Origin of the sequence: Streptococcus sp. oral taxon 061, from assembly GCF_013394695.1 — a bacterium.
In the GTDB taxonomy this organism is placed as follows: domain Bacteria; phylum Bacillota; class Bacilli; order Lactobacillales; family Streptococcaceae; genus Streptococcus.
The window spans coordinates 166,118-190,972 of the sequence record NZ_CP058258.1; the positions used below are offsets into that span (position 1 = coordinate 166,118).

Genomic DNA, 24,855 nt, shown 5'->3' on the forward strand with positions numbered 1-24,855 from the left:
AGGAGAAAAACTAGAGGGTAATGCTATTGTTTTTAGAAATTTTCATAAATAGTAATAATGAAGTAACTGTTAAGACAGTGAGGATAGTTGACAAAGCAGCTGCCACACCATAATTTCCTCTGAGAACCTCTGTATAGATTGCTACGGTCATAGTTTTTGTTTTGGCATTATATAGCAGGATAGAAGTAGATAGTTCTGAAATCATTGTTACCCATGATAGAATAGCTCCAGAAATAATACCGGGTAACATCATTGGAACAGTGATGTTACTGAAAGTATTGAGACGGCTACTTCCTAAACTCTCAGCTGCTTCTTCAATACTAGGTGCTATTTGTTGTAAGCTAGCAACAGATGAGCGGATTGTATAAGGGAGTCTTCTTACAGATAAGGAGATAATCAAGATGAAAGCTGTTCCTGTAATCATAAGGAAGCCACTTCCGAAGATACCTGTATTGAATGAAGAGATAAAGGCAATACCGAGAACTGTTCCTGGTACGATATAAGGTACCATACTAAGGCTGTCAATTAAGTTTGTAAACAAATTTCGTTTTCTAACAGCTAGGTAGGAGATAAATGATGCAAATAAAACAACTAGAATCAAAGCAATCAAAGGAATGCGAATCGTATTAAAAATAGTAGCTCCCATGCGATTGAAGGCAATCTTGTAACTGTTTAGAGAATAGCCTTTGACAAATACCATACCTGATGTTTTTAAGAAAGAGGTATAAATCAAAAATAATTGAGGTAGAACAGAAAATAAGACAATTCCGTAAACTGTTGCATAAATTGCTGCCATTTTCCCTTTTGTAGTTTTTTTCGGCTCAATTGGATGGAGAGAATTCATGCTGAAACTATAGCGATTGGAAATATATTTTTGGATAAGAAAGATTGTTAAAGCAATGATAATCGCCATGATTGCTAAAGCAGATGCAAAAGCAGAATTTCCGCCAACCTCACTAATGAATTGATTATAAATTAAAACAGGGAAAGTTCGATATCCTTCACCAATTAACATAGGAGTTCCGAAGTCGGAGAATGCTCTCATAAATACGAGTAGGGCAGCGGCAAGTAAAGTTGGAACTAAAAGGGGCAAAATAACTGTTATCATACGTTTGAATCCAAATACCCCCATGCTTTCAGCGGCTTCAAGAAGAGAATGGTCAATTCTTTTCATGGCTCCAGCCACGTATAGAAAAACTAATGGGAATAGCTGGAGTGTAAACACAAGTACAATTCCTTTGAAGCCATAAATATCAATAGCTGGAAGATGAAGGGCATTTGTCAAAAATTTAGTGATGACACCATTTCGTCCCAACAAGAGAATCCAAGAGTATGCCCCTACGAAAGGAGCTGACATGGAAGCGATGATAATCAATATCTGTAAAAATTTCTTTCCTTTGAAGTCATATATAGAAAAGAGGTAAGCCAATAAGGTCCCTAAAACTAGGGAAGTTACAGTAGAAGTAATGGAGACGTTAAAACTGTTTACTAGTGTCTCAGAGTAATAGGATTTACTAAAGAAATCCTCAAAATTAGCTAGTGAGAATTGACCTTCATGTATGAGTGCTTGCTTGAGTACAATAATAATTGGATAAACAAGAAAAATAAGATAGGTAAGAAAGATGAAGAATGAGGAGGCTGTCCAAATATTTAGTTTTTTACCTTTCATAGCCAACTCCTGTAATAAGATTTTGAGAACCATCTGCAGAAAAGACATTTAACTTTTGAGTATTGATTCGTAGACGAATTCGATCCCCTTTTTGAAGATCTTCTTCAAAAGTTGATTCTTCGCTGACCTGTATTTTTGAAGAAAATGCAGTCTCTACAAAATATTCAGTGGTGAGTCCAAGATAAACACTATCGGAAATGATTCCTTCAATATCTCCAGATTCATCTTTGATAAACTCTTCGGGACGGATACTTACAAGAACAGCTTGTTCCTTAGCTTGATCAAGAGCTGGCATACGAAGAGAGTAGCCGTCTTCAAAGACGATGTACGCTCCATCAGCTTGCTTTTCTAAACGGGCAGGGATGATGTTTGTTCTACCAATAAAGGTTGCGACAAATTCGTTCTCTGGTTTGTGGTATAGCTCTTTTGGACGACCAATTTGTTGAATAACACCATCTTTCATAACCGCGATTTGGTCAGAAATAGCCATGGCTTCTTCTTGGTCGTGGGTCACATATACAGTTGTAATTCCCACTTCGTGTTGAATTTCTCGAATAACTTGGCGCATATCTAAGCGAAGTTTCGCATCCAGGTTACTAAGTGGCTCGTCCATGAGGAGAACACTTGGATTAACAGCTAAGGCACGTGCCAAGGCGACACGTTGTTGTTGTCCACCACTGAGTTTATCGGGCTTTCGATCTGCGTATTGATCAATTTGCATTAGTTCCAGATATTTATTAGTTTGTTGAACTAATTCATCTTTTGGAACCTTTTTTTGTTTAAGACCAAAAGCAACATTATCTCGAACAGTCAAATGTGGGAAAATAGCGTAGTTTTGGAAAACCATACCGATGTTGCGTTTGCTGGGTTCTATATTATTGATTTTAGTATCATCGAAGTAAAATTCTCCGCCTTCAATACTGTTGAAGCCTGCAATCATTCGAAGAAGAGTCGTTTTTCCACAACCTGAAGGTCCAAGAATGGTGAAAAGACTTCCTTTTGGGATCGTAACATTTAAATTCTCAATGACAGGAATGTCATGGTAGATTTTTTTTGCGTTAATAATTTTGATCTCACTCATAGTGAACCTCTTTTACTGTTTCGATTGAATATTAGTGAAAATATCATTGTACTTTTTAAGAATAGCTGATTTATTTTGGATGACGTAATCAGAATCTTCAGTGGCGATATTGATTTCGGTCATTGATTTCATATTTTTATTGGTTTTAGCATTTTTTCGAATGGGTCTAATGGTTGTTTCAGTTCCTAGTTTATCCTGAATGTCTTGAGAAAGAAGGAAATCGATAAATTTTTTAGCGTTTTCCATGTGTTTGGCATTTTTGATAATAGCTGCGTTACCAGGCAAAAAGACGGTTCCTTCTTTTGGATAAATGACTTTTACATCAACGCCATCGTTTAAGAGTTTCAATGCAGGATCTTCATAGGTGAGTCCGACAGCCATTTCTCCGTCAGCGACTGATTTGTAGACATTTGAAGAACTAGAAGCAATTTTCCCATCTACTAAGCTAAATAGATTTTTCACATATGTCCAAGCTTGCTCATTTTCATAGCCCCCCTGATCTACGAGCATGTTTGTTAATTGAGCAAAGGCGCTAGAAGAATTACTTGGATCAGCAGTTGCGATTTTTCCTTTTAATTTAGGATTGAGTAGATCATTGTAGCCTTCAATTTTAATATCTTTTGTAAGAGCTGAATTGGCAATGATGACACTGACATCAAGTGTATAAGGCGTGTAGAATCCAGTTTTATTTTGATATTCAGGGATTATCTGGTCGTTCTCTTGAGAAATATAAGGTTCAAAAAGATTTTCGTTAGAAGAGAAGAGGGCGTAGGAGCCTCCGAAAATGACATCGGCTACAGGGGATTCTTTTTCAGCCTCAGCTTTTTTGAACAATTCACCAGTGCTGGCTTGTACTAAGTCAACCTTAATACCATATTTTTCTTCGAAGGCTGGGATTGTTTCTTCGATAAGGTCTTCAGGGTTAGGCGAGTAGATAACCAAAGTGTTATCTGAATCTTTTTCAGAGCTAGTTTCCGCTTCTGTTGTTGAAGAACATCCTGATAAAGTAAGAAATATCCATCCACAAGAGAGAAAGAATAGTAGTTTTTTCATAAGAGTCTCCTTTTTTACGAACGTTTTTACTCTACGACTTGCTTAATGTTTATAATTTGCAGAGTTCTATAGGATATAATAAAAACCTTAAAGAAATCTAAAACGAGGAATATGAGTCAAAGGCGTTAGGGGAAAAAGATGGAAGAGATAAATAATCGATATAAGTTAATTTCAAGTGTTAGCTAATTTTTTATACTGCTAAATAAGCTGGATTTGCGATTCAGTCTTTCTTTCCATCCAAGCCCAAAAGAACATTTCTCGACTTTCAAATTCCCCCAAAAATGGTATAATAGTAACATCATAAAATTGGAGAAATAGCATGAGTTTTTACAATCATAAGGAAATTGAGCCTAAGTGGCAAAAATACTGGGCTGACAATCACACTTTTAAAACAGGAACAGATGCCTCAAAACCTAAGTTTTACGCATTGGACATGTTCCCTTACCCATCTGGAGCAGGTCTTCACGTAGGACACCCAGAAGGCTACACAGCAACTGATATCCTCAGCCGTTTCAAACGTGCCAAAGGTTACAATGTCCTTCACCCAATGGGATGGGATGCCTTTGGTTTGCCTGCTGAGCAATACGCTATGGATACTGGTAATGACCCAGCAGAATTCACAGCGGAAAACATTGCCAACTTCAAACGCCAAATCAATGCGCTTGGATTCTCTTACGACTGGGACCGTGAAGTCAATACTACAGATCCAAACTACTACAAGTGGACGCAATGGATTTTCACTAAGCTTTACGAAAATGGTTTGGCTTATGAAGCTGAAGTGCCAGTAAACTGGGTTGAAGAGTTGGGAACAGCTATCGCCAACGAAGAAGTACTTCCAGATGGAACATCTGAGCGTGGTGGCTATCCAGTTGTCCGCAAACCAATGCGCCAATGGATGCTTAAAATTACTGCCTATGCGGAGCGCTTGCTCAATGACTTGGATGATCTTGACTGGCCAGAGTCTATCAAAGATATGCAACGCAACTGGATTGGGAAATCAACTGGTGCCAATGTCACTTTCAAAGTAAAAGGGACTGACAAGGAATTCACTGTCTTTACGACACGTCCAGACACCCTCTTTGGTGCGACCTTCACTGTTTTGGCGCCTGAGCATGAACTAGTAGATGCCATCACAAGTCCTGAACAAGCTGAGGCTGTAGCGAACTACAAACACCAAGCTAGCTTGAAGTCAGACTTGGCTCGTACAGATCTTGCCAAGGAAAAAACAGGGGTTTGGACTGGAGCTTATGCTATTAACCCTGTTAATGGTAAGGAAATCCCAATCTGGATTGCGGATTACGTTTTGTCTAGCTATGGTACAGGTGCTGTTATGGCTGTACCTGCCCACGACCAACGTGACTGGGAATTTGCTAAACAATTCGGCCTTCCAATCGTAGAAGTCTTGGAAGGTGGAAACGTAGCAGAAGCTGCTTACACAGAGGATGGCCTTCACGTCAACTCTGACTTCTTGAACGGTCTCAACAAAGAAGAAGCGATTGCTAAAATCGTGTCTTGGCTAGAAGAAAAAGGCTTTGGTCAAGAGAAGGTGACTTACCGCCTTCGCGACTGGCTCTTTAGCCGTCAACGTTACTGGGGTGAACCAATCCCAATTATTCATTGGGAAGATGGAACTTCAACAGCTGTTCCAGAAAGTGAATTGCCACTTGTCTTGCCAGTAACCAAGGACATACGCCCTTCAGGTACTGGAGAAAGCCCATTGGCGAACTTGACAGACTGGCTTGAAGTGACTCGTGAAGATGGTGTTAAAGGTCGTCGTGAAACAAATACTATGCCACAATGGGCAGGTTCAAGCTGGTATTACCTCCGTTATATCGATCCACACAACACTGAGAAATTAGCCGATGAGGACCTCCTCAAACAATGGTTGCCAGTCGATATCTATGTGGGTGGTGCAGAACACGCTGTTCTCCACTTGCTTTACGCTCGTTTCTGGCACAAATTCCTCTATGACCTTGGTGTTGTACCGACTAAAGAGCCATTCCAAAAACTCTTTAACCAAGGAATGATCTTAGGAACAAGCTACCGTGACCACCGTGGTGCTCTTGTGGCAACTGACAAGGTTGAAAAACGTGATGGTTCCTTCTTCCATGTGGAAACAGGCGAAGAGTTGGAGCAAGCACCAGCCAAGATGTCTAAATCCCTCAAGAACGTGGTTAACCCAGACGATGTGGTGGAACAATACGGTGCGGATACCCTTCGTGTCTATGAAATGTTCATGGGACCACTAGATGCTTCTATCGCTTGGTCAGAAGAAGGTTTGGAAGGAAGCCGTAAATTCCTTGACCGTGTTTACCGTTTGATTACAAGTAAAGAAATCGTTGCGGAAAACAATGGCGCTCTTGACAAGGTTTATAACGAAACTGTTAAGGCTGTCACTGAGCAAATAGAGTCGATGAAATTCAACACAGCCATTGCTCAGCTCATGGTCTTTGTCAATGCGGCGAATAAGGAAGACAAACTCTATGTGGATTACGCCAAAGGCTTTATCCAATTGATTGCCCCATTTGCGCCTCACTTGGCAGAAGAACTCTGGCAAACAGTCGCAGCAACAGGTGAGTCTATCTCTTATGTAGCTTGGCCAACATGGGATGAAAGCAAATTGGTTGAAGACGAAATTGAAATCGTCGTCCAAATCAAAGGTAAAGTCCGTGCTAAACTCATGGTCGCTAAAGACCTATCACGAGAAGAATTGCAAGAAGTCGCTCTCGCTGACGAAAAAGTCAAAGCAGAGATCGATGGCAAGGAAATTGTGAAAGTGATTGCGGTACCGAATAAGCTCGTGAATATTGTCGTTAAATAACGAGTTTATTAGCCATATCTGCCACCTTCAATAGTCCACTGGACTATTGAAGCCAACCAAACTTGTAAATATTGTTGTGAAATAAATTTAAAAGTCCTTCAGAGCTAAGCTTTGGAGGATTTTTTAGGCTCAGCTTGACAACAAATAGTATTTTTGTTAATATCATTAACAAAAGAGGGGCGTTATGAATAAGAAAGAACTGCATAAGTTTAATAATCGTTTTAACAGCTTTGCTTTAGCTTTTGAACAGTTGAAAAAAGCTCAGCATAGGAACAGTATTGATAAATCAATCACTATTAATGAAGTCCATTTGATCGACCTGATAGGCCGCAATCAGCCTGTGAATCTAGTGAAATTATCTGAGTTACTTGAAGTATCTAGGAGTGCCATTACTCAGAGTGTTAGACGTTTAACCCAGAAAGACCTCGTTGCTTTTGAATTTGCATCGGATAATGAAAAGAATAAATATCTGATATTATCCCAAAAAGGGGTTGACGTTTTTAACATTCATAAAGAACAGCAAGAATATATAGAGACAGCCATTTTTTCAGTTTTAAATAACTATAGTGAAAAGGACCTTCAAATGATTATGAAATTGATGGATGATGTTGAAAAGGTATGGCAAGAATTACCGTGGTAAAAATCACGGTAATTTTAAAACTATATTGTTAATTATATTAACAAAAAGAGGAAGATATGAATATAAAAATTGAACTGATTTCAGAGTCTGATTTAGCAGACGAATCTTTTAATATTGTCATCGATGGCTTAAAACCAAGAGAAACATATCGAGTCGAAATGTTTCTATCCGATTATTATTGTATCAATGCTCCCATGCTATTAGCTCATGATGTCTTATGGAAATCAACAGCGACTTTTGTATCGGATATGAATGGTATTATTGATATTTCACAAACTCCATCTTGTTCTGGCTCTGATGAAGATATTGCAATAATGGGGTTATTCTTTAATGCCAAGCCCTTTACCAATAAGGAAAAGAAACTGTCAAACTCTCTTTCTAAAATTCCCTTATTAGATCATTTTTTTGTGGAAGTCAAAATTATGCAAGGAAGTACTGTCATTGCAGAGAGAACTTTCACAAGACATTACATGAGTTCGCAAATTAGTCATCAAGATATTTACGGGAAACATTTTCAAGGGAGACTCTTTTATGATCAAAAGGCAATAAAAGCACCAGCATTGATTATTGTGAGCGGTAGTGAAGGAAGGATTGAAAAGGCACAGAATATAGCTCAGCTTCTATCTTCTAGAGGTTATATTTGCCTAGCAGTTGCCTACTTTGGTTTAGAGGGGTTGCCAAAACATTTGGAACGTATTCCTTTAGAGTGCCTTGTGGAAGCAAAGGATTATCTACGTCAGCATCATCAAGTAGATAGTGAAAGAATTGGAATCTATGGACGGTCTAAGGGAGCAGAGTTAGTTTTAGCTGAGGAGAGCATTTTTAATGACGTTCAATGTTTGGTACTAAATTCACCCTCTGATGTGGTGTATGAAGGGATAAAAGGGAAATGGAACTCCCATACTTCTTCTTGGACGTATTTGCAAAGAGAACTTCCCTATCAAAAGTTTCGACTTAGAGATTATCTGTTTAGCAAACTTTTTAGAAAAAGCTTCCCTAAAGATCGTACTGCTAAGATAGATATTGGTCAAATGCATTCACCTATCTTATTGCTCGGAAGTACTGTTGATGAAATATGGGATGCCTCGTCAGCAATTGATGATATTGTCTCAGATTATAAAGGACACCACATTACATTTAAAAAATATCATGAAACAGGTCACATGTTGACAGTGGCTTATCAACCAAATCACCGTTATCGAAAAGATTGGCGTTTATTGATGAGAGAGAGTAAGGATTCTTGGCTAGCTACGATTCATTTTTTTGATAGGCATTTGAAGAAGAAATAAAAATAGATTATAAATATGCTATAATAGTTCCAACTAAGATAAAAACACAGTTCTGGTTGGTAGTCCAGACGTAGGCAAGCCTATCAGTAACCTTCCTCCTTGGTTGTCCATTCTTAGGGATAGATTTAAGGAGGTGCTGTCGTGGAAACAATTTCAATTGGATTGACAGTTTATTTTGAAGATGGATTTTGGCATGGTTTGTTCGAACAAGTGTATCGAGAAACTTATCAAGTTTGTCGTGTGACATTTGGTCAGGAGCCAAAAGATGATGAAATTCTAGAGATCTTACAGACTCAGTTTACTCAATTATCTTTTAGTCCAGAAGCTACAGTTAAGCAGCATGTAAAAATCAAGAATCCTAAACGATTACAGCGAGCTGTGAAGAAACAAGTAAAGCAGAAAGTTTCTTCCAAGTCGAAAGAATTATTGCAGTTGCAGTATGAGGAAAGGAAAAAGATTTCAAAACATCAATCTAGTGTCCAAAAACAATTGCTCAAACAAGAGAAATTCGAACGCAAACAGCAAAAACGTAGAGAGAAGCACAAGGGGCATTAACTCACTCGTTTCCATATTTGATCAATCCTCCATAAACTGGAGGATTTTTTGTAGATTACCTGTGAGATGTGATATACTATTCACATCTTTAAACTTATAAGAGTGAGACAAGGAGAAAACTATGCCTGTGAATGAATATGGTCAGATGATTGGTGAACCTGTAGACGACACACCTGGAGTTTTACCGTCACTTGTACGAATAGAAGGACAGTATACGATTATTGAAGCTCTATCAGTCGAAAAGCATGCGGAGGATTTATTGGCTGTTTATGGTCCAGATAGCCCTCGTGAAATGTGGACCTATCTCTTTCAACCACCAGTAGAAAATCTCGAAGAATTAATCGTAGCTTTGAAGCAGATGCTTGAGCGTAAGGATCGTTTCTATTATGCGATTATCGATAAAGCGACTGGAAAGGCACTGGGGACTTTTTCTCTCATGCGTATTGACCAAGCTAATCGCGTGATTGAAGTTGGTGCGGTGACCTTTTCTCCGGCTCTCAAGCACACAAGAATGGGGACAGAAGCCCAGTTTTTATTAGCCCGTTATGTCTTTGAAGAGCTTAACTATCGCCGCTATGAGTGGAAGTGCGATGCCCTCAATCTTCCATCTAGAAAAGCAGCAGAACGTTTGGGATTTGTCTATGAAGGAACCTTCCGCCAAGCTGTTATCTATAAAGGTCGCACCAGAGATACGGATTGGTTGTCCATGATTGATAAGGACTGGCCTCAAGTCAAAGCTTGCTTGGAAGCGTGGTTAAAATCTGAGAATTTTGATGAAGAAGGCCATCAGTTGAAATCTCTTAGAGATTGCTAGAAAGGTTTGCTATGATTAAGATTACAAAAGAAAGATCTGTTTCAATTGATGACGTTTTACATCTCTATCAGGCAGTTGGTTGGACAAACTATACCAATCAGCCCCAAATGTTGGCCCAGGCCTTGTCTCATTCGCTAGCGACTTATCTTGCCCGTGATGGTGAGAAAATCGTTGGTTTAGTGCGTCTGGTTGGAGACGGTTTTTCATCCGTTTTTGTCCAGGATTTGATTGTCTTGCCTACTTATCAGCGTCAAGGAATTGGTAGTAACTTGATGAAAGAAGTCTTAGCTGACTATAAGGGTGCCTACCAAGTACAACTAGCGACTGAACAGACTGAAAAAACATTGGGGTTTTACCGTTCTCTGGGGTTTGAAACCTTATCTACTTATGATTGTACAGGAATGATTTGGGTGGATCGAAAAAAATTAAAATAATTCTTTTATCTTAAGTTAACTTTAAGTTTACTCATGTATCATGTAATCATTAAGTAAAGACCTCCTAACTTTATTTAATAGAAATCCTAAACTTTTCTTTTTCATAATAATCTCCCTAAAGAAGCCACCAAATTCGGTGGCTTTTTTTTATGTTCACCTGTAGAAATTTTAAAATAAAATTGACCACATAATCATCCATTTCGACCACATAGCTCCAAAGTATATTTTTTCTTTTTCCTTTTTGTTAAACTGAGAGTGTGAAAAGGAGGAAAGAAATATGATTTTACAAGCAAAAGGTCTCACTAAGAACTATGGAGACCATATAGCAGTTAGAAATATAAATTTAGAGTTTAAAAAAGGGAGTTTTAATGCAATATTAGGACCTAACGGGGCTGGGAAATCGACAACGATTTCAATGTTAATCGGACTTAAACGAGCAACTAATGGTCAAATCATCTATGCGCCCAATACTAGGATTGGAGTTGTTTTTCAAGCAAGTGTATTGGATGAAAAGTTGACAGTCAAAGAAAACCTAACCATTCGAGCCCAGCAGTATAAGGGGATTAAAGGTGGTCGTGTGGAAGATTTAATCAATCAACTAGGGTTGACTGCTTTTCAGAAACAACTTTATGGAACTTTATCAGGAGGACAGAAACGTCGAGTTGATATTGCTCGGGCTCTCCTATCCAATCCCGATATTTTATTTCTAGATGAGCCTACGACTGGACTAGATATTCAGACCCGCAAATCCATTTGGGATTTATTGTATCGTCTACAAAGAGATGAAGGGATGACTATTATCTTAACGACTCATTATCTGGATGAAGCAGATGAGGCAGATCAACTTTATATTATAGATCATGGAAAGGTTATTGCCCAAGGTTCTGCTACTGAGATTAAAAGTGAGTACGCTTCCAATCTTTTAAAAATTTGTTTTAAAGACAAGCAAGTGGAGAAATTCTTACCTAAAAATATGCCTGTGGAAAAAGAAAATGAGTTTGAGTATAGTCTTTATCCCGAGAACCAATTGGAAGCTATTGATTATTTGACCCAAGTTCGTGAGAAGATTGCTGGCTTTGAATTTCGTCCAGGAACTATGGATGATGCCTTCATAGCCCTTACAGGAAGAGAGGTGCGCTAATGTTAGCCTTATTAAAACGTGATTTTTTGTTGTATTTTCGTAATCGTTCAGGAGTCTTTTTCTCATTACTGGGAGCTTTGATTTCCTTTCTACTCTATATCATTTTTTTGCAGAAAAATTTGATGGATGCCTGGTCCCAACTTCCTGATAATAAGAGCCTTTTAAATAACTGGCTGATGGGTGGAACTTTGGCTGTGACTGGGATTACAACCAGTTTTACAGCTTTGACCCAGATGGTACAAGACCGTGAAAATCAAGTGGATCAGGATCTCTTTTTGACAGACTTAGGGAGCTGGGGCTTGCAACTGTCTTATCTTATTAGTAGCCTTATCATTTCCTTTGTTATGCAAGCCTTTATGCTTATTGTTATGAGCCTTTATTTTCAAGAAATTCCAGCTATGAGTAAGCTATTTGAAATAAGTTTAATCATGCTACTAAGTAGTCTCCTTTCAACATTGGTAAATGCACTCTTGATTTACCATTTCCAGTCAGTAGATAGTCTGGGTAAATTGGCTACAATTGTAGGTACAGCTTCAGGATTTTTAGTAGGAACTTATGTACCAATGGGAATTCTTCCTAACTTCGCTCAAGTTCTCATGAAGTGCACACCGGCTACCTATCTTGCTTCTCTCTATAGACAGGTCTTAATGAAGGAGCAATTAGAAACTACATTTATGGGGAATAGTAGCTTATTAGAAGAGTTTCAAGAAAAATTAGGAATCCGGCTTAATTGGCAGAACCTTTTAACAAAGGAAGAAACATACTTAATAGTGGTGAGTATCTGCCTCCTAACTTTTCTGCTTTGGCTAGTAGTAGTTAAAATCTCTAGCAAAAAAATAAAATTTATAGGTTAAGTTAACTTTAAGTCTTCTACTGTATCATGTAGTTATTAAGTAAAGACCTCCTAACTTTATTTAATAGAAATCCTAAACTTTTCTTTTTCATAATAATCTCCCTAAAGAAGCCACCAAATTCGGTGGCTTTTTTGTTTGAAAAAAATTCTCCCTAGTGAGTCACTAAGGAGACATGTAGTTAGGATTCTTTTTTGAGTTGTTGGTTTCGATATTGTCTAGGAGTTAGTTGGAAGTGTTGTTTGAATTGTCGATTGAAATTTGAGAGGTTGGTAAAACCGACCTGGCTTGCTATTTCTTGAACACTTTGATTGGTCTGAACGAGCTTTTCGCAAGCTTTTTCCAGGCGCAATCGTATGAGATATTCCATACAACTTGTCCCGGTGTGTTGTTTGAAAATATTCATAAAGTGATTTTTGCTGTATCCAAATGTAGCAGCAAGCTGGTCAATTTGAATGGGTTCTGCATAGTGTCGCTCAAGATAACCTATCATTTCTTTTAATTTCTGGTATTTTTGATAGGTATCATCCGTATAGTGGCGATTGACATACCTGTACTTAAAGAGAAGATAGAGAAATTCATAGAGTTTTGCCTTTAAAAGGAGATCATAATAAATACTCTGCTCTTCAAGGATAGAAAAAAGAGATAAAAGACAATCGCGAATCAGTTCATAAGCATGATCATCTGACGAAATCCGAGGAGTGAGATAAAAATGCCCAGAGTATATAGGTTGAATATAGCGTTGGCTAAAGCTGTCAATTTGACTTCTACCTAGGAAATCGAGATGGATACGAAAAACTGTAGAAATTTGTTCTTGATTTTCAATAGGGTAGATAGCGTGAGGAGAAGTTGGCTGAATTAGAAAAATATCGCCTTCATGACTTTCAAAGCGCTCAGAGTTGATATAGAAGGTAGCAGGTCCTTTTTTGACATAGACAATCTCGAGTTCAGGATGCCAATGATAGATGGTATTAGAAGATTGCTTAGATAAGATTTGTTTTTCAAAATCATAGGGAAAATCAGATGGGTTATCTCGTAAAAGTCTTGACTGCTGAACCATGATAAAACCTCCCAATAAGCTATTTCTAGTTTTATTATACCAAAAAAAGGGCGGGGCAAAAAATCCCGACCCTACCTTAAATTAGTAATGAGTATTTGATGAGAAGTTTTTTCTCTAACCTTTCTTCTTCATGTAAAGGAGATTGAGAAGAAGCCCAACAACTGCGAGAGCGATAGCAACGTAGAATGCGGCACTGTAATTTCCATTGTTAGCTGCTGCCATTTGAACCGCAACTTTAGGTGCAAAAAATGCAGCTAAAGAATAACCTGTGAAGACGATACCGTAGTTGACTCCCTGATTAGCAGATCCGTAGTTCTCCATGACAATAGATGGGAAGACACCCATAACACCGCCGAAGCAGATGCCAAGACCGATGATTCCTAGAGTAAAGCCAAATTGACCAGGGACGATAGTTAAGGAGAAGAGCGCCAATACGATAACAGAATAGATAATCAATAAGGTCTTAGAACGACCAATTTTATCAGAGAGTGATCCCCAGATAAAGCGTCCGCTAGAGTTTGCGATTGAATAGAGAGAGACATAGAGAGCTGCTGTACCAGCAGAGAGTCCAAACATGGATTGACCAATTGGGGATGCTTGAGAGGCAATCATCAAACCAGAGAAGGCACCGACAAAGAACATGCTGATAATGATGTAAAATAGTGGACTTTGTAGCATTTCTTTCCAGTTTTTATTAGCAGGTCCTTGTTTAGTTTGTACGGGAGCTTTCCAACCTGCTGGTTGGTAGCCACTTGGTGCAGCCTTGATGAAGAAAATGGCAGCGATAATCACAACAATATAGATAAGTCCAATGGTTCGAAAAGCAAAGAAGGCATCTTGTTTTTGAATGAGACTACTTGCAACTGGTGACGCAATAACTGCGGCAAATCCCATACCTCCTGTTAGAATCCCAGAAGCTAAACCACGTTTATCTGGGAAGAGGCGAAGAGAATTTGAGAGGGCTCCTGAATAGGCAAATCCTTGACCAAGACCTGCCATCAAACCGTAGGTCAGATAGAGCATGGCTGGGGAACTTGCATAACCAGTTAGATAGAAGCCACTAGCAAATAGAAGGGCACCAAGTGCAATTGTCCATTTCACATATCCCTTGTCTACCAGGTAACCTCCAAGAATCATCGGAACCGGTCCGATAGCTGAGTTAATAGCAAATGCGAGCATAATCTCGGACATAGACCAACCTGTTGAGGAGCTTAAAGGTCCAGCAAAAACTGAAAAGGAATAGACAGCACCTGTACAGAGAAGAATAGCAGTTGACGCAGCTAGAACTTGCCAACGATTGAATGTCTCTTTCATAAGAAGACCCTCCTTTAACTTAATACATTTTTCACAAAGACTATAACATAGTTAAAAATGAGGGTCAATACTTTCTCGGAAAATATTGTTAATTTTTTCACTAAGTTATACTAAGATAAGATAAACTGATAGAATAACACAATGTTTTAGTGTCATGAATGTCGAAGATAATTTAAAGTAGTATAATGAAAGTGAATAAAACAAAAAAGGGGGTAGCAAGATGAAATTAGTTGCTATCGTTGGAACAAACTCTGACCGCTCAACCAATCGGAAACTTTTGAAATTTATGCAAAAGCATTTTTCAGATAAGGCCGATATTGAGGTGTTGGAAATCAAACACTTGCCAGCATTTAACGAACCTGAGGACAAGCTAGCGCCTGCCGAAGTTCAAGCTTTTTCAGAAAAAATCCTTGCTGCAGATGGTGTGATTATCTCAACACCTGAATATGACCATACGATACCAGCACCTTTGGCTTCAGCCTTGGAATGGATTGCCTATACTAGTCGCGCTTTGATTAACAAACCAACGATGATTGTCGGAGCTTCTCTTGGATTGCTTGGAACATCTAGAGCCCAAGCGCACTTGCGTCAGATTCTTGATGCGCCTGAGTTAAAAGCAAGAGTCATGCCAGGGACTGAATTTTTCCTAGGCCATTCTGAACAAGTATTGGACGATGACTATAATCTGAACAATCCTGAAAAAGTCGCAGAGTTGGAAGAACATTTTGCAGAATTCCAAAATTTTGTTGATATAACAAAGGCTTTGGTCAAACCAGAAGATACAAATCGTAAGAAATCTTTCATCTGGGAAGAATGGTTGAAAGCTTAAGCATCTCAAGAAAGGAGAACAATCCATGAAATTAGTAGCTATTGTTGGTACCAATGCCAAACAATCCTATAACCGTAGTTTGTTGCAATTTATGAAAAGACATTTTGCGTCAAAAGCCGACATTGAGATTTTAGAAATTACCGATGTACCGATGTTCAATGAAACCGATGATCAAACAGATACACCTGTTATTCAGAAGTTTAACAAAGCGATTTCGGAAGCTGATGGTGTCATCATCTCGACACCTGAACACAATCATACAATCCCATCAAGTTTAAATAGTTTGCTCGAATGGTTGTCTTTTAACATTCATCCACTAGATGGGAAGCCAACCATGATTGTCGGAGCTTCCTATGATGTTCAAGGTTCTTCGCGTGCCCAACTTCATCTTCGTCAGATTCTTGATGCACCTGGGGTAAATGCAACAGTTATGCCAGGAAGTGAATTTTTACTTGGTCGAGCTCATCGAGCATTCGATGCAAATGGAGATCTGATTAATGAGCGAACTGTTGATTTCTTAGATAGCTGTTTCTATCGTTTCCTTCGCTTTGTATCTGTTGCAAACCAACTAAATCTTCCTGAAGAAATTCGATTTGAACCAGGAACTTACCATGTTACAACTGAAGGTCATAATGGTAAATTACCGATGGATGTCACCGTTTCTGAAGACCGTATTGAAAAAATTGAAATCGATTCTTCTGGAGAATCTTCAGGAATTGCAGATGTTGTATTTACCCGTATTCCAGCGGAAATCATTGAGGGGCAAACCTTAAATGTTGATGCGGTGTCAGGAGCTTCTGTGACTTCAAATGGTGTCTTGGACGGAGTTGCGCGTGCGGTTAAACAAGCTGGTGCAAATCCAGATGTTTTACGTAAACGTTCAAAAGCTCCATCTGCTTTGGATAAAGAGGATAAAACTTATCAGGCAGATGTTGTCATCGTCGGAGGTGGAGGAGCTGGTTTAGCTGCAGCAGCTGCAGTCTTGCAAGCTGGTAAGAAGCCGATTGTTGTTGAGAAATTCCCAGCAATTGGAGGAAATACTGTTCGTGCAGGTGGCCCAATGAATGCGCCAGATCCAGCATGGCAAGGAACCTTCGCAGCTCATCCAGGTGAGGCACATACGCTTCAAGAATTGATTGCGACAGATGAATCAACGATTGACCCAGAATATTTAGAGGACTTTAGAGCCTTGAAGGTTGAGATTGAGCAGTATTTGCAGGATCCAAGCTATTTGTTTGACTCGACCTTACTTTACCGTATCCAAACCTATATTGGTGGAAAACGAAAAGATTTACAAGGGCATGAAATTCATGGCCAATATGATTTGGTTTCTGTATTGACTGAACGAGCCCTAGAGTCTGTTCGCTGGTTGGAAGATATCGGTGTTGAATTTGTTCGTAGTGAAGTCACAATGCCAGTTGGAGCCCTTTGGCGTCGTGGTCATAAGCCGGTTCAACCAATGGGTTATGCTTTTATCTCGGTTCTACAAAAATATGTTCTAGAAAATGGAGGCACGATTTTGACGGACTCTCCAGTCAAAGAATTGCTTGTAGAAGAAGGGGCTGTCAAGGGTGTCAGAGCAGAAGGCCGAAACGGTCAAACCATCATCGTTCATGCAGATGCCGTCGTTCTAGCTTCTGGAGGATTTGGTGCCAATACCAAGATGTTACAAAAATACAATACCTACTGGACTGAAATTGCGGATGATATTGCCACATCTAATACACCAGCCGTAACAGGGGATGGAATCGTCTTGGGTCAAAGTGTAGGTGCTGACCTAGTGGGTATGGGCTTTAGCCAAATGATGCCAGTATCCGATCCAGTGACAGGTGCTCTCTTCTCAGGACTTCAAGTTCCTCCAGCTAACTTTATCATGGTAAATACTGAAGGGAAGCGATTTGTGGATGAGTACGGTAGCCGAGATAAGTTATCTCAAGCAGCGATTGATAATGGAGGTTTGTTCTACTTGATCGCGGATGACCGCATCAAGGCAACAGCCTACAATACTAGCCAAGAAAAAATCGATGCCCAAGTCAAAGCAGGCACTCTCTACCGTGCAGATACGATAGAAGAATTGGCAGTTCAGATTGGTATGGATCCACAAGTTTTAGCGGATACAATCAAGAAGTACAACTCTTATGTTGATGCAGGATTTGACCCTGAATTTAACAAGGGTAGTTTCGATCTCAAGTGTGAGGTTGCACCGTTCTACGCAACACCAAGGAAACCCGCTGTTCACCATACAATGGGTGGACTCAAGATTGATACTTCAACACATGTTTTAAATGAAAAAGGTCAGATTATCCCTGGTTTGTATGCTGCTGGAGAAGTTGCAGGAGGACTTCATGCAGGTAACCGTCTAGGAGGAAATTCACTTACGGATATCTTTACGTTTGGACGTATTGCAGGTCAAACAGCTGTTCAAGAAAATTGTTAATAATGGATTTAAAATCTTAAGCTAATTTTAAGTATTGTCTTATATCATATAGTTATTAAGTAAAGACCTCCTAACTTTATTTAATAGAAATCCTAAACTTTTCTTTTTCATAATAATCTCCCTAAAGAAGCCACCAAATTCGGTGGCTTTTTTGTTTGTCTACTAGATTTTTGCTATAATAGGAACATGAGTAGAATTTTAGATAATGAAATCATGGGTGATGAGGAGTTGGTAGAGCGTACCCTCCGTCCCCAATATTTACGTGAATATATCGGTCAAGACAAGGTCAAGGATCAGCTTCAAATCTTTATCGAGGCGGCTAAAATGCGTGATGAAGCGCTGGACCATGTTCTTTTGTTTGGCCCTCCAGGTCTCGGGAAAACAACCATGGCTTTTGTTATTGCCAATGAACTGGGAGTCAATCTCAAACAAACGTCTGGTCCCGTTATCGAAAAAGCCGGTGATCTGGTAGCGATTTTGAATGACTTGGAGCCAGGAGATGTTCTTTTCATTGATGAGATTCATCGCTTGCCCATGTCGGTAGAAGAGGTGCTATATAGTGCCATGGAAGACTTCTACATTGACATCATGATTGGTGCGGGAGAAGCTAGCCGTAGTGTCCATCTAGACTTGCCACCTTTTACCTTGATTGGTGCGACGACACGAGCTGGGATGCTTTCAAATCCACTTCGTGCACGTTTTGGGATCACTGGTCACATGGAATACTATACCCATGATGACTTGACAGAGATTGTCGAGCGGACGGCAGATATTTTTGAGATGGAAATCACTCATGAAGCAGCTTTGGAGTTAGCTTTACGTAGCCGTGGGACTCCTCGTATCGCCAATCGTCTTCTCAAGCGCGTGCGCGACTTTGCGCAGATTATGGGCGATGGCTTGATTGATGATGTGATTACGGATAAGGCTTTGACTATGCTGGATGTAGACCATGAAGGTTTGGACTATGTGGACCAGAAAATTCTCCGCACCATGATTGAAATGTACGGTGGCGGTCCTGTCGGTCTAGGTACTCTTTCGGTTAATATCGCTGAAGAGCGTGAGACGGTAGAAGATATGTATGAACCTTACCTGATCCAGAAAGGCTTTATCATGCGAACTCGTTCAGGACGGGTCGCGACAGCCAAGGCTTATGAACATTTAGGGTATGAATATATTGAAAAATAAGGCTGAAATCGTAGAATCTTTTAGAGAAAATCCTGATATAATGGCTATTCTGACCATCATCCGTGACTTGGAGTTGAAAGATTCCTGGTTGGCGGCTGGATCGGTCCGAAATTTTATCTGGAATCTCTTGTCAGATAAGCCAGCCTTTGACCGTGAAACAGATGTGGACGTGATTTTCTTTGACCCAGATGTGAGTTACGAAGAAACGCTAGCTCTAGAAAACAAGTTGAGAGAGGACTTTCCTCAGTATCAATGGGAATTGAAAAATCAAGTCTATATGCATCAGCATAGTCCCCACACGCCTCCGTATAGAAATTCCTGCGATGCCATGAGTAAATATCCTGAACGTTGTACGGCAGTAGGACTTCGCTTGCATGCTGGCGCAACTTTAGAGCTCTTTGCGCCTTATGGTTTGGAGGATATTTTGAACTTTCAAGTTCGTCCAACTCCTCATTTTTTAGAAAATCAAGACCGAATGAAGCTCTATCAACAGCGTTTATCCAAGAAAAACTGGCGAGAAAAATGGAAAAATCTCACAATTAAAAATACTTAAGGAAACTTTAAGATAGGAGCTGTATACTTACCTCATAAGTTAAGAAGAACTTAACTTATACTCCTAAAACTTTTTCATAATAATCTCCCTATAAAAAAATTAAGTCGCCCAATCAGGCGGCTTTTTTTGTTCTTAGTTCAAGAAATTTCATGATATAATAGCCCTATGAGATTAGATAAATTTTTAGTTGCATGTGCAGTAGGAAGCCGGACGGAGGTCAAAAACTTTCTAAAGGCTGGGCGCGTGACGGTCAATGGCAAAAAGGAAAAATCTGCCAAACTGCAAATCAATGAAGACACGGACGAGATTTGTTTTGACGGGCAAAAGTTAGACTACGAGGAGTTTGTTTACTACATGATGAACAAGCCCCAGGGTGTTATTTCAGCAACTGAAGATCCCAAACACAAAACTGTACTGGATTTGTTGGATGACTTAGCTCGTTCAAAGGAAGTTTTCCCAGTAGGACGTTTGGATATCGATACGCATGGACTCTTGCTCTTGACCAATGATGGCCAGCTGGCTCATGCTCTTCTTTCACCAAAACGCCATGTGGATAAGACTTATCTGGCGCAAGTCAATGGAATCATGACGGATGAAGACATTGAGACATTTGCCAAGGGCATTCCGCTCAAGGACTTTACCTGCCAACCTGCCAAGCTGGAGCTTGTGTCTATGGATGCAGAAAAGAATCAAAGTCTGGTTCGTGTGACCATTGCAGAAGGGAAATTCCACCAGGTCAAACGCATGGTAGCCTATTGTGGCAAGGAAGTGGTAGACTTGCAACGTCTGACTATGGGAACTTTAACCTTGGATGAAAATCTGAAACCTGGGGAATGGCGTCGCCTAAGTAAGGAAGAACTAGAAGCTTTGCTTGAAAGTGTCAGCTAGTGATAGCAGCACCATGAAATATTAGGAAAATGCGAGGAAAATATCCTTGCCTTTTTCAGTTTTTGGTTGCTTCCTTTGTGAAAAGAGTTATAATAGACAGTAAGAAAAAAGGAGGATTTTATGAACGCGATTCAAGAATCATTTACAGATAAATTATTTGCCAACTATGAAGCAAATGTAAAGTACCAAGCTATCGAAAATGCTGCTAGCCACAATGGAATTTTTGCAGCCCTAGAGCGTCGCCAAAGCCATGTAGACAATACACCTGTTTTCTCGCTTGACTTGACTAAGGACAAGGTCACTAACCAGAAGGCTTCTGGTCGTTGCTGGATGTTTGCGGCTCTCAATACTTTCCGCCACAAACTCATCTCTCAATACAAACTTGAAAACTTTGAATTGTCACAAGCGCACACCTTCTTCTGGGACAAGTATGAAAAGTCTAACTGGTTCTTGGAGCAAGTGATTGCGACTGCAGATCAAGAATTGACTAGCCGCAAGGTTAGCTTCCTACTCCAAACTCCACAACAAGATGGCGGACAATGGGATATGGTAGTTTCTCTCTTTGAAAAATACGGTGTCGTACCTAAATCAGTGTATCCTGAATCTATCTCATCTAGCAGTAGCCGTGAGCTCAATGCAATCCTTAACAAATTGCTTCGTCAAGATGCTCAAATCTTGCGAGATCTATTAGCTTCAGGTGCGGATCAAGCGACTGTTCAGACTAAGAAAGAAGATCTCTTGCAAGAAATCTTTAACTTCCTTGCAATGTCACTAGGCCTCCCACCGCGTAAATTTGACTTTGCTTATCGTGATAAAGACAATAACTACCAAAGCGAAAAAGGCATCACTCCACAAGAGTTTTACAAGAAATATGTCGATCTTCCACTAGAAGACTACGTTTCTGTGATCAATGCTCCAACTGCTGATAAACCATACGGTAAATCATACACAGTTGAAATGTTGGGAAATGTCGTTGGTAGCCGTGCAGTTCGTTACATTAACGTACCGATGGAGCGCTTGAAAGAATTAGCGATTGCTCAAATGCAAACAGGTGAAACTGTTTGGTTTGGTTCAGATGTCGGTCAGCTCAGCAACCGTAAAGCAGGAATCCTTGCGACAGATGTTTATGACTTTGAATCAAGCATGGACATTAAACTCACTCAAGACAAGGCTGGACGTTTGGATTACAGCGAAAGCTTGATGACTCACGCCATGGTCTTGACAGGTGTTGATGTGGACGAAAACGGTAAATCAGTCAAGTGGAAAGTTGAAAACTCATGGGGAGACAAGGTTGGTACCGATGGTTACTTTGTTGCTTCAGATGCTTGGATGGACGAATACACTTACCAAATTGTTGTTCGTAAGGAATTACTAACAGCAGAAGAACGAGCTGCTTACGAAGCAGAACCAATCGTCCTTGCACCATGGGATCCAATGGGTGCCTTGGCAGAATAAATGAGATATAAAAAGAATGTTTCTATAATTTTTAGGGTTGGTGGAAATTTTCCACCAACCCTATTTTAGTGTATACAAAAAGGCCAACATCCATTATATTAAAAGCGCCTAAACCTAAAATAAAAGGATGATGACCATATGAACAATATACTAGAAGCTACACTACAAATCAAAGATAAAAACATTATTTGGGATGATAAAGTTCAAGAGAAGATATTTAAAAAGGGAAAATCTTTATTTTATTCAGCTACATATACGCATAAACCAGAATTTTGTACTGTTTGTGGGTGTGTTAGCCAAAATAACAATATCGTTAAAAACGGAACGAAAACTTCTCGTATCACTCTCTGTTCTGTTTCAGGCCTTCCGGCCTACTTAAATCTACGCAAGCAAAGATTTCTCTGTAGAGAATGTAGTTCTTCATTTACCGCAGATGCTAGTCGCATTGTAGAAAAACATTGTCATATTTCGAAACGATTAAAAAATGAAATTAAGGCAAAAATAAGTGAAACAGTATCTGAAATATATATCTCAAAAGAATCAAATGTTTCAGTTCATACTGTAAGACGTATCATAGATGATACAGCACGATTATTAACGATTAAACCATTACATGATTTCCCTGAACATTTGTGTTTTAATGAATTTAAATCCGTCAAAGCTTCCGATAGTAATATGAGCTTCATTATTTGTGATAGCACTACACACAAGCTGGTCGATGTTGTACGTGATAGAAAATCTTACAGTTTAAAACAATATTTTCATCGTTTTGAGACTAAGACAAGATTAAAGGTAAAAACTATCTCAATCGACATGTACTTACCGTACATTCAATTAATAAAAGAAATGTTTCCTAACGCTAAAATTATCATTGATCCTTTTCACATCGTACAAGCCTTAAATAGAGAATTAAATCGAACTCGGGTACGTGTCATGAATCAGCATCGTTATAAAAATCCTAAATTATATCGAAAGTTAAAACATTATTGGAAGTTAATTTTAAAGAACCCTAATGAACTTCAGAACTATAAATATAATCGTTATAAGCTTTTTGAAAGCTTCATAACAAGTAAAGGAATCGTAGATTATATCTTAGAAAACAATCCATCTCTAAAAAATGATTATGAGGTTGTACATTCACCTCGTGAATGTATACAGGATAGAGATTATATAGAATTCAAGGAAACGATTGAAGCAGCTACGCAATTAGACCTATCTCCTGGTTTAAAAAGAGTATTAAAGACTCTTATGACTTACTTGCCATATATTCAAAATACTTGTGAGTATCCAACTAGAACAAATGGCCCTATTGAAGGAATAAACAATAAAATAAAAGTGCTTAAAAGAAATGCCTACGGCTTTAGAAACTATTACTATTTTAGAAATAGGATTATTTTAATAACAAAAATGTTTGGCCCAAAACAAAAAGGAATTAAGCAACAATTAGTTGCTTAATCCCTTCCTAAATTTCTTCATCAACACTATTTGACAAAGAGCCCTTTTTTAGTGCTCAAAATAGCACTCAATTTTAAATGGATTTGGTGTTCAAAAAATATAATCAAATGCAACAAACTAATTTCATTTTTAATAGGCACAATTAATTTTAGAAGATAGTACGAAAAAATATTGACTGTTTTCTTTAGAATGTGTAAAATTTAGATAGATTATTTAAAGTGAGGTTTTTTTATCTTGTCTATATTAAAGAAGAAATTTAATAAGTTTAGTGTTCTATTGAATCTGGTATTAATAGCTATTATAGCTATTGGAGTGCTATTTTTCTTACCTAAGGAACATAAATCAGAAGTCAAATCGTCAATTAATATCGAAAGTATTGAAAAAGTGAATGAAGTTGTATTTTTGAATGCGGGAATTAATGAAATTATTTCTGAAACAAAAACAACTCAAGTTTTTGGGTTTGATGTGCCGTTCTCTAAAAAAGCAGCATTAGTAATTTTAAATTATAACGCTAAATTTGGAATTAAAAGTAGTGTAAAGGTTGAACAAATAAGCGAAAAAGAATATAAGGTTATTGTTCCAAAATTGGAAGTAATTGGTGTTGAACTTTCAAAAGATGATCCTTATGATTTATATGATAGTCATGGAGAGTTATTAAGTGGGACTACAGAAGATGTTGATACTGGGAAATTGGTCACAAACCAACTTTCTAGTGATAAACAAGCAGAGTATTTAGATAAATTTAAGAGTGAAATTAAAGAATCTGCAATCAATTATTATAAAACAATATTTTCTTCAATGGATTCTGAAGTAAAAGTAACTATAGAATTTACAGAATAATTTTTGAAATACAAAACCCTGACCATCTCTGGTCAGGGTTTTGTGTGGTTCTATAATTTTTAGGGTTGATGGAAATTTTCCACCAACCCTATTTTAGTGTATACAAAAAGGCCAACATCCATTATATTAAAAGCGCCTAAACCTAAAACAAAAGGATGATGACCATATGAACAATATACTAGAAGCTATACTACAAATCAAAGATGCACACAATGAAGGTGTTACATTCCATTTCTTAGAGAATATTAAAGAAGTATTGCGTGATGAGAGTGGGAAAGTAACTGGTGTAAAGGTTATTACAATGGAACTTGGTGAATCAGATGAAAGTGGAAGAAGATTAACGCATGAAGTGGCAGGTAGTGAACATATTATTCCATGTGATCTTGTCGTTGCAGCAATTGAACAAAAGTAGACTTTAGTGTTCTAGATGAAAGGTAAAAATTTGATTTTCGGTCAACATCAGAATACAATAGAAATAAATAATAACAGGT

At 38.7% G+C, this 24,855-nt stretch carries 22 protein-coding genes; 17 read left to right on the forward strand and 5 right to left on the reverse strand.

The genetic code is table 11. The features are described from left to right. Window positions 1–10 precede the first annotated feature (10 nt). The 3 genes from HW271_RS00820 to HW271_RS00830 are packed head-to-tail and all read right to left on the reverse strand — an operon-like array spanning window position 11 to window position 3,803. Window positions 11–1,669, reverse strand: coding sequence for an iron ABC transporter permease (locus tag HW271_RS00820; protein ID WP_178894493.1), 1,659 nt, complete (start codon window positions 1,667–1,669; stop codon window positions 11–13). Then, a complete protein-coding gene (locus HW271_RS00825; protein ID WP_178894494.1) occupies window positions 1,659–2,750 on the reverse strand; it encodes an ABC transporter ATP-binding protein in 1,092 nt (363 codons plus the stop codon). Before HW271_RS00825 ends, HW271_RS00820 begins: the two co-directional genes overlap by 11 nt. Window positions 2,751–2,762: 12 nt before the next feature. Beyond that, window positions 2,763–3,803: an ABC transporter substrate-binding protein gene (locus tag HW271_RS00830; RefSeq protein ID WP_178894495.1), complete on the reverse strand. Its 1,041-nt coding sequence runs from the start codon at window positions 3,801–3,803 to the stop codon at window positions 2,763–2,765. A gap of 319 nt (window positions 3,804–4,122) precedes the next feature. Here HW271_RS00830 and leuS point away from each other — a divergent pair, with 319 nt between their 5' ends. The 8 genes from leuS to HW271_RS00870 all read left to right on the forward strand — a co-directional run bounded on the left by leuS (window position 4,123) and on the right by HW271_RS00870 (window position 12,351). Then, entirely contained in the window at window positions 4,123–6,624 is a 2,502-nt protein-coding gene (leuS, locus tag HW271_RS00835; protein WP_178894496.1) for a leucine--tRNA ligase, read from the forward strand. A 184-nt stretch (window positions 6,625–6,808) separates the two neighbouring features. Continuing rightward, on the forward strand, window positions 6,809–7,264 hold the full coding sequence (locus HW271_RS00840) for a MarR family winged helix-turn-helix transcriptional regulator (RefSeq protein ID WP_178894497.1): 456 nt from the start codon (window positions 6,809–6,811) through the stop codon (window positions 7,262–7,264). A gap of 56 nt (window positions 7,265–7,320) precedes the next feature. Continuing rightward, a complete protein-coding gene (locus HW271_RS00845; protein ID WP_178894498.1) occupies window positions 7,321–8,553 on the forward strand; it encodes an acyl-CoA thioesterase/BAAT N-terminal domain-containing protein in 1,233 nt (410 codons plus the stop codon). Between the two features lie 141 nt (window positions 8,554–8,694). Beyond that, window positions 8,695–9,108, forward strand: a complete 414-nt coding sequence (locus HW271_RS00850) for a YjdF family protein (RefSeq protein WP_178894499.1) — start codon at window positions 8,695–8,697, stop codon at window positions 9,106–9,108. 121 nt (window positions 9,109–9,229) lie between these two features. Further along, window positions 9,230–9,922, forward strand: a complete 693-nt coding sequence (locus tag HW271_RS00855; protein WP_178894500.1) for a GNAT family N-acetyltransferase — start codon at window positions 9,230–9,232, stop codon at window positions 9,920–9,922. Window positions 9,923–9,933: 11 nt separating this feature from the next. Next, a complete protein-coding gene (locus tag HW271_RS00860) occupies window positions 9,934–10,356 on the forward strand; it encodes a GNAT family N-acetyltransferase (protein ID WP_178894501.1) in 423 nt (140 codons plus the stop codon). 277 nt (window positions 10,357–10,633) lie between these two features. Next, window positions 10,634–11,497, forward strand: a complete 864-nt coding sequence (locus HW271_RS00865; RefSeq protein ID WP_178894502.1) for an ABC transporter ATP-binding protein — start codon at window positions 10,634–10,636, stop codon at window positions 11,495–11,497. Then, the gene (locus HW271_RS00870) at window positions 11,497–12,351 is read left to right on the forward strand and encodes an ABC transporter permease (RefSeq protein WP_006153138.1); all 855 of its coding nucleotides are present in this window, start codon (window positions 11,497–11,499) and stop codon (window positions 12,349–12,351) included. The genes HW271_RS00865 and HW271_RS00870 overlap by 1 nt, the downstream gene beginning before the upstream one ends. Before the next feature lie 178 nt (window positions 12,352–12,529). Here HW271_RS00870 and HW271_RS00875 read toward each other — a convergent pair whose 3' ends face one another. After that, window positions 12,530–13,408 (reverse strand): AraC family transcriptional regulator, encoded by an 879-nt coding sequence (locus HW271_RS00875; protein ID WP_178894503.1) that lies wholly within the window; start codon window positions 13,406–13,408, stop codon window positions 12,530–12,532. A gap of 114 nt (window positions 13,409–13,522) precedes the next feature. Beyond that, a complete protein-coding gene (locus HW271_RS00880; RefSeq protein ID WP_178894504.1) occupies window positions 13,523–14,722 on the reverse strand; it encodes an OFA family MFS transporter in 1,200 nt (399 codons plus the stop codon). A gap of 220 nt (window positions 14,723–14,942) precedes the next feature. Between HW271_RS00880 and HW271_RS00885 the strand changes: the two genes are divergently transcribed. The 9 genes from HW271_RS00885 to HW271_RS00925 all read left to right on the forward strand — a co-directional run bounded on the left by HW271_RS00885 (window position 14,943) and on the right by HW271_RS00925 (window position 24,776). After that, entirely contained in the window at window positions 14,943–15,551 is a 609-nt protein-coding gene (locus HW271_RS00885; protein ID WP_178894505.1) for an NADPH-dependent FMN reductase, read from the forward strand. Window positions 15,552–15,576: 25 nt separating this feature from the next. Beyond that, window positions 15,577–17,988 (forward strand): flavocytochrome c, encoded by a 2,412-nt coding sequence (locus tag HW271_RS00890; RefSeq protein WP_178894506.1) that lies wholly within the window; start codon window positions 15,577–15,579, stop codon window positions 17,986–17,988. 186 nt (window positions 17,989–18,174) lie between these two features. Then, complete coding sequence (gene ruvB / locus HW271_RS00895) at window positions 18,175–19,173, forward strand: Holliday junction branch migration DNA helicase RuvB (RefSeq protein ID WP_302851378.1); 999 nt, start codon at window positions 18,175–18,177, stop codon at window positions 19,171–19,173. Beyond that, window positions 19,154–19,726 (forward strand): nucleotidyltransferase family protein, encoded by a 573-nt coding sequence (locus tag HW271_RS00900; RefSeq protein WP_178894507.1) that lies wholly within the window; start codon window positions 19,154–19,156, stop codon window positions 19,724–19,726. Before ruvB ends, HW271_RS00900 begins: the two co-directional genes overlap by 20 nt. A 165-nt stretch (window positions 19,727–19,891) precedes the next feature. Further along, the gene (locus HW271_RS00905; RefSeq protein ID WP_178894508.1) at window positions 19,892–20,614 is read left to right on the forward strand and encodes a pseudouridine synthase; all 723 of its coding nucleotides are present in this window, start codon (window positions 19,892–19,894) and stop codon (window positions 20,612–20,614) included. 120 nt (window positions 20,615–20,734) lie between these two features. After that, window positions 20,735–22,069, forward strand: a complete 1,335-nt coding sequence (gene pepC / locus HW271_RS00910) for an aminopeptidase C (RefSeq protein WP_178894509.1) — start codon at window positions 20,735–20,737, stop codon at window positions 22,067–22,069. A gap of 138 nt (window positions 22,070–22,207) precedes the next feature. Beyond that, window positions 22,208–23,524 (forward strand): ISL3 family transposase, encoded by a 1,317-nt coding sequence (locus HW271_RS00915; protein WP_006151344.1) that lies wholly within the window; start codon window positions 22,208–22,210, stop codon window positions 23,522–23,524. 276 nt (window positions 23,525–23,800) lie between these two features. Next, the gene (locus HW271_RS00920; RefSeq protein ID WP_006151309.1) at window positions 23,801–24,364 is read left to right on the forward strand and encodes a DUF4230 domain-containing protein; all 564 of its coding nucleotides are present in this window, start codon (window positions 23,801–23,803) and stop codon (window positions 24,362–24,364) included. Between the two features lie 166 nt (window positions 24,365–24,530). Then, complete coding sequence (locus HW271_RS00925; protein WP_004250643.1) at window positions 24,531–24,776, forward strand: hypothetical protein; 246 nt, start codon at window positions 24,531–24,533, stop codon at window positions 24,774–24,776. Window positions 24,777–24,855: the final 79 nt, after the last annotated feature.

Excerpts from the sequence above, each read along its gene's own strand:
- HW271_RS00820 (WP_178894493.1), bottom strand. The coding sequence starts at position 1,669 with ATGAAAGGTAAAAAACTAAATATTTGGACAGCCTCCTCATTCTTCATC.
- HW271_RS00825 (WP_178894494.1), bottom strand. The coding sequence starts at position 2,750 with ATGAGTGAGATCAAAATTATTAACGCAAAAAAAATCTACCATGACATT.
- HW271_RS00830 (WP_178894495.1), bottom strand. The coding sequence starts at position 3,803 with ATGAAAAAACTACTATTCTTTCTCTCTTGTGGATGGATATTTCTTACT.
- leuS (WP_178894496.1), top strand. The coding sequence starts at position 4,123 with ATGAGTTTTTACAATCATAAGGAAATTGAGCCTAAGTGGCAAAAATAC.
- HW271_RS00840 (WP_178894497.1), top strand. The coding sequence starts at position 6,809 with ATGAATAAGAAAGAACTGCATAAGTTTAATAATCGTTTTAACAGCTTT.
- HW271_RS00845 (WP_178894498.1), top strand. The coding sequence starts at position 7,321 with ATGAATATAAAAATTGAACTGATTTCAGAGTCTGATTTAGCAGACGAA.
- HW271_RS00855 (WP_178894500.1), top strand. The coding sequence starts at position 9,230 with ATGCCTGTGAATGAATATGGTCAGATGATTGGTGAACCTGTAGACGAC.
- HW271_RS00860 (WP_178894501.1), top strand. The coding sequence starts at position 9,934 with ATGATTAAGATTACAAAAGAAAGATCTGTTTCAATTGATGACGTTTTA.
- HW271_RS00865 (WP_178894502.1), top strand. The coding sequence starts at position 10,634 with ATGATTTTACAAGCAAAAGGTCTCACTAAGAACTATGGAGACCATATA.
- HW271_RS00870 (WP_006153138.1), top strand. The coding sequence starts at position 11,497 with ATGTTAGCCTTATTAAAACGTGATTTTTTGTTGTATTTTCGTAATCGT.
- HW271_RS00875 (WP_178894503.1), bottom strand. The coding sequence starts at position 13,408 with ATGGTTCAGCAGTCAAGACTTTTACGAGATAACCCATCTGATTTTCCC.
- HW271_RS00880 (WP_178894504.1), bottom strand. The coding sequence starts at position 14,722 with ATGAAAGAGACATTCAATCGTTGGCAAGTTCTAGCTGCGTCAACTGCT.
- HW271_RS00885 (WP_178894505.1), top strand. The coding sequence starts at position 14,943 with ATGAAATTAGTTGCTATCGTTGGAACAAACTCTGACCGCTCAACCAAT.
- HW271_RS00890 (WP_178894506.1), top strand. The coding sequence starts at position 15,577 with ATGAAATTAGTAGCTATTGTTGGTACCAATGCCAAACAATCCTATAAC.
- ruvB (WP_302851378.1), top strand. The coding sequence starts at position 18,175 with ATGAGTAGAATTTTAGATAATGAAATCATGGGTGATGAGGAGTTGGTA.
- HW271_RS00900 (WP_178894507.1), top strand. The coding sequence starts at position 19,154 with ATGAATATATTGAAAAATAAGGCTGAAATCGTAGAATCTTTTAGAGAA.
- HW271_RS00905 (WP_178894508.1), top strand. The coding sequence starts at position 19,892 with ATGAGATTAGATAAATTTTTAGTTGCATGTGCAGTAGGAAGCCGGACG.
- pepC (WP_178894509.1), top strand. The coding sequence starts at position 20,735 with ATGAACGCGATTCAAGAATCATTTACAGATAAATTATTTGCCAACTAT.
- HW271_RS00915 (WP_006151344.1), top strand. The coding sequence starts at position 22,208 with ATGAACAATATACTAGAAGCTACACTACAAATCAAAGATAAAAACATT.
- HW271_RS00925 (WP_004250643.1), top strand. The coding sequence starts at position 24,531 with ATGAACAATATACTAGAAGCTATACTACAAATCAAAGATGCACACAAT.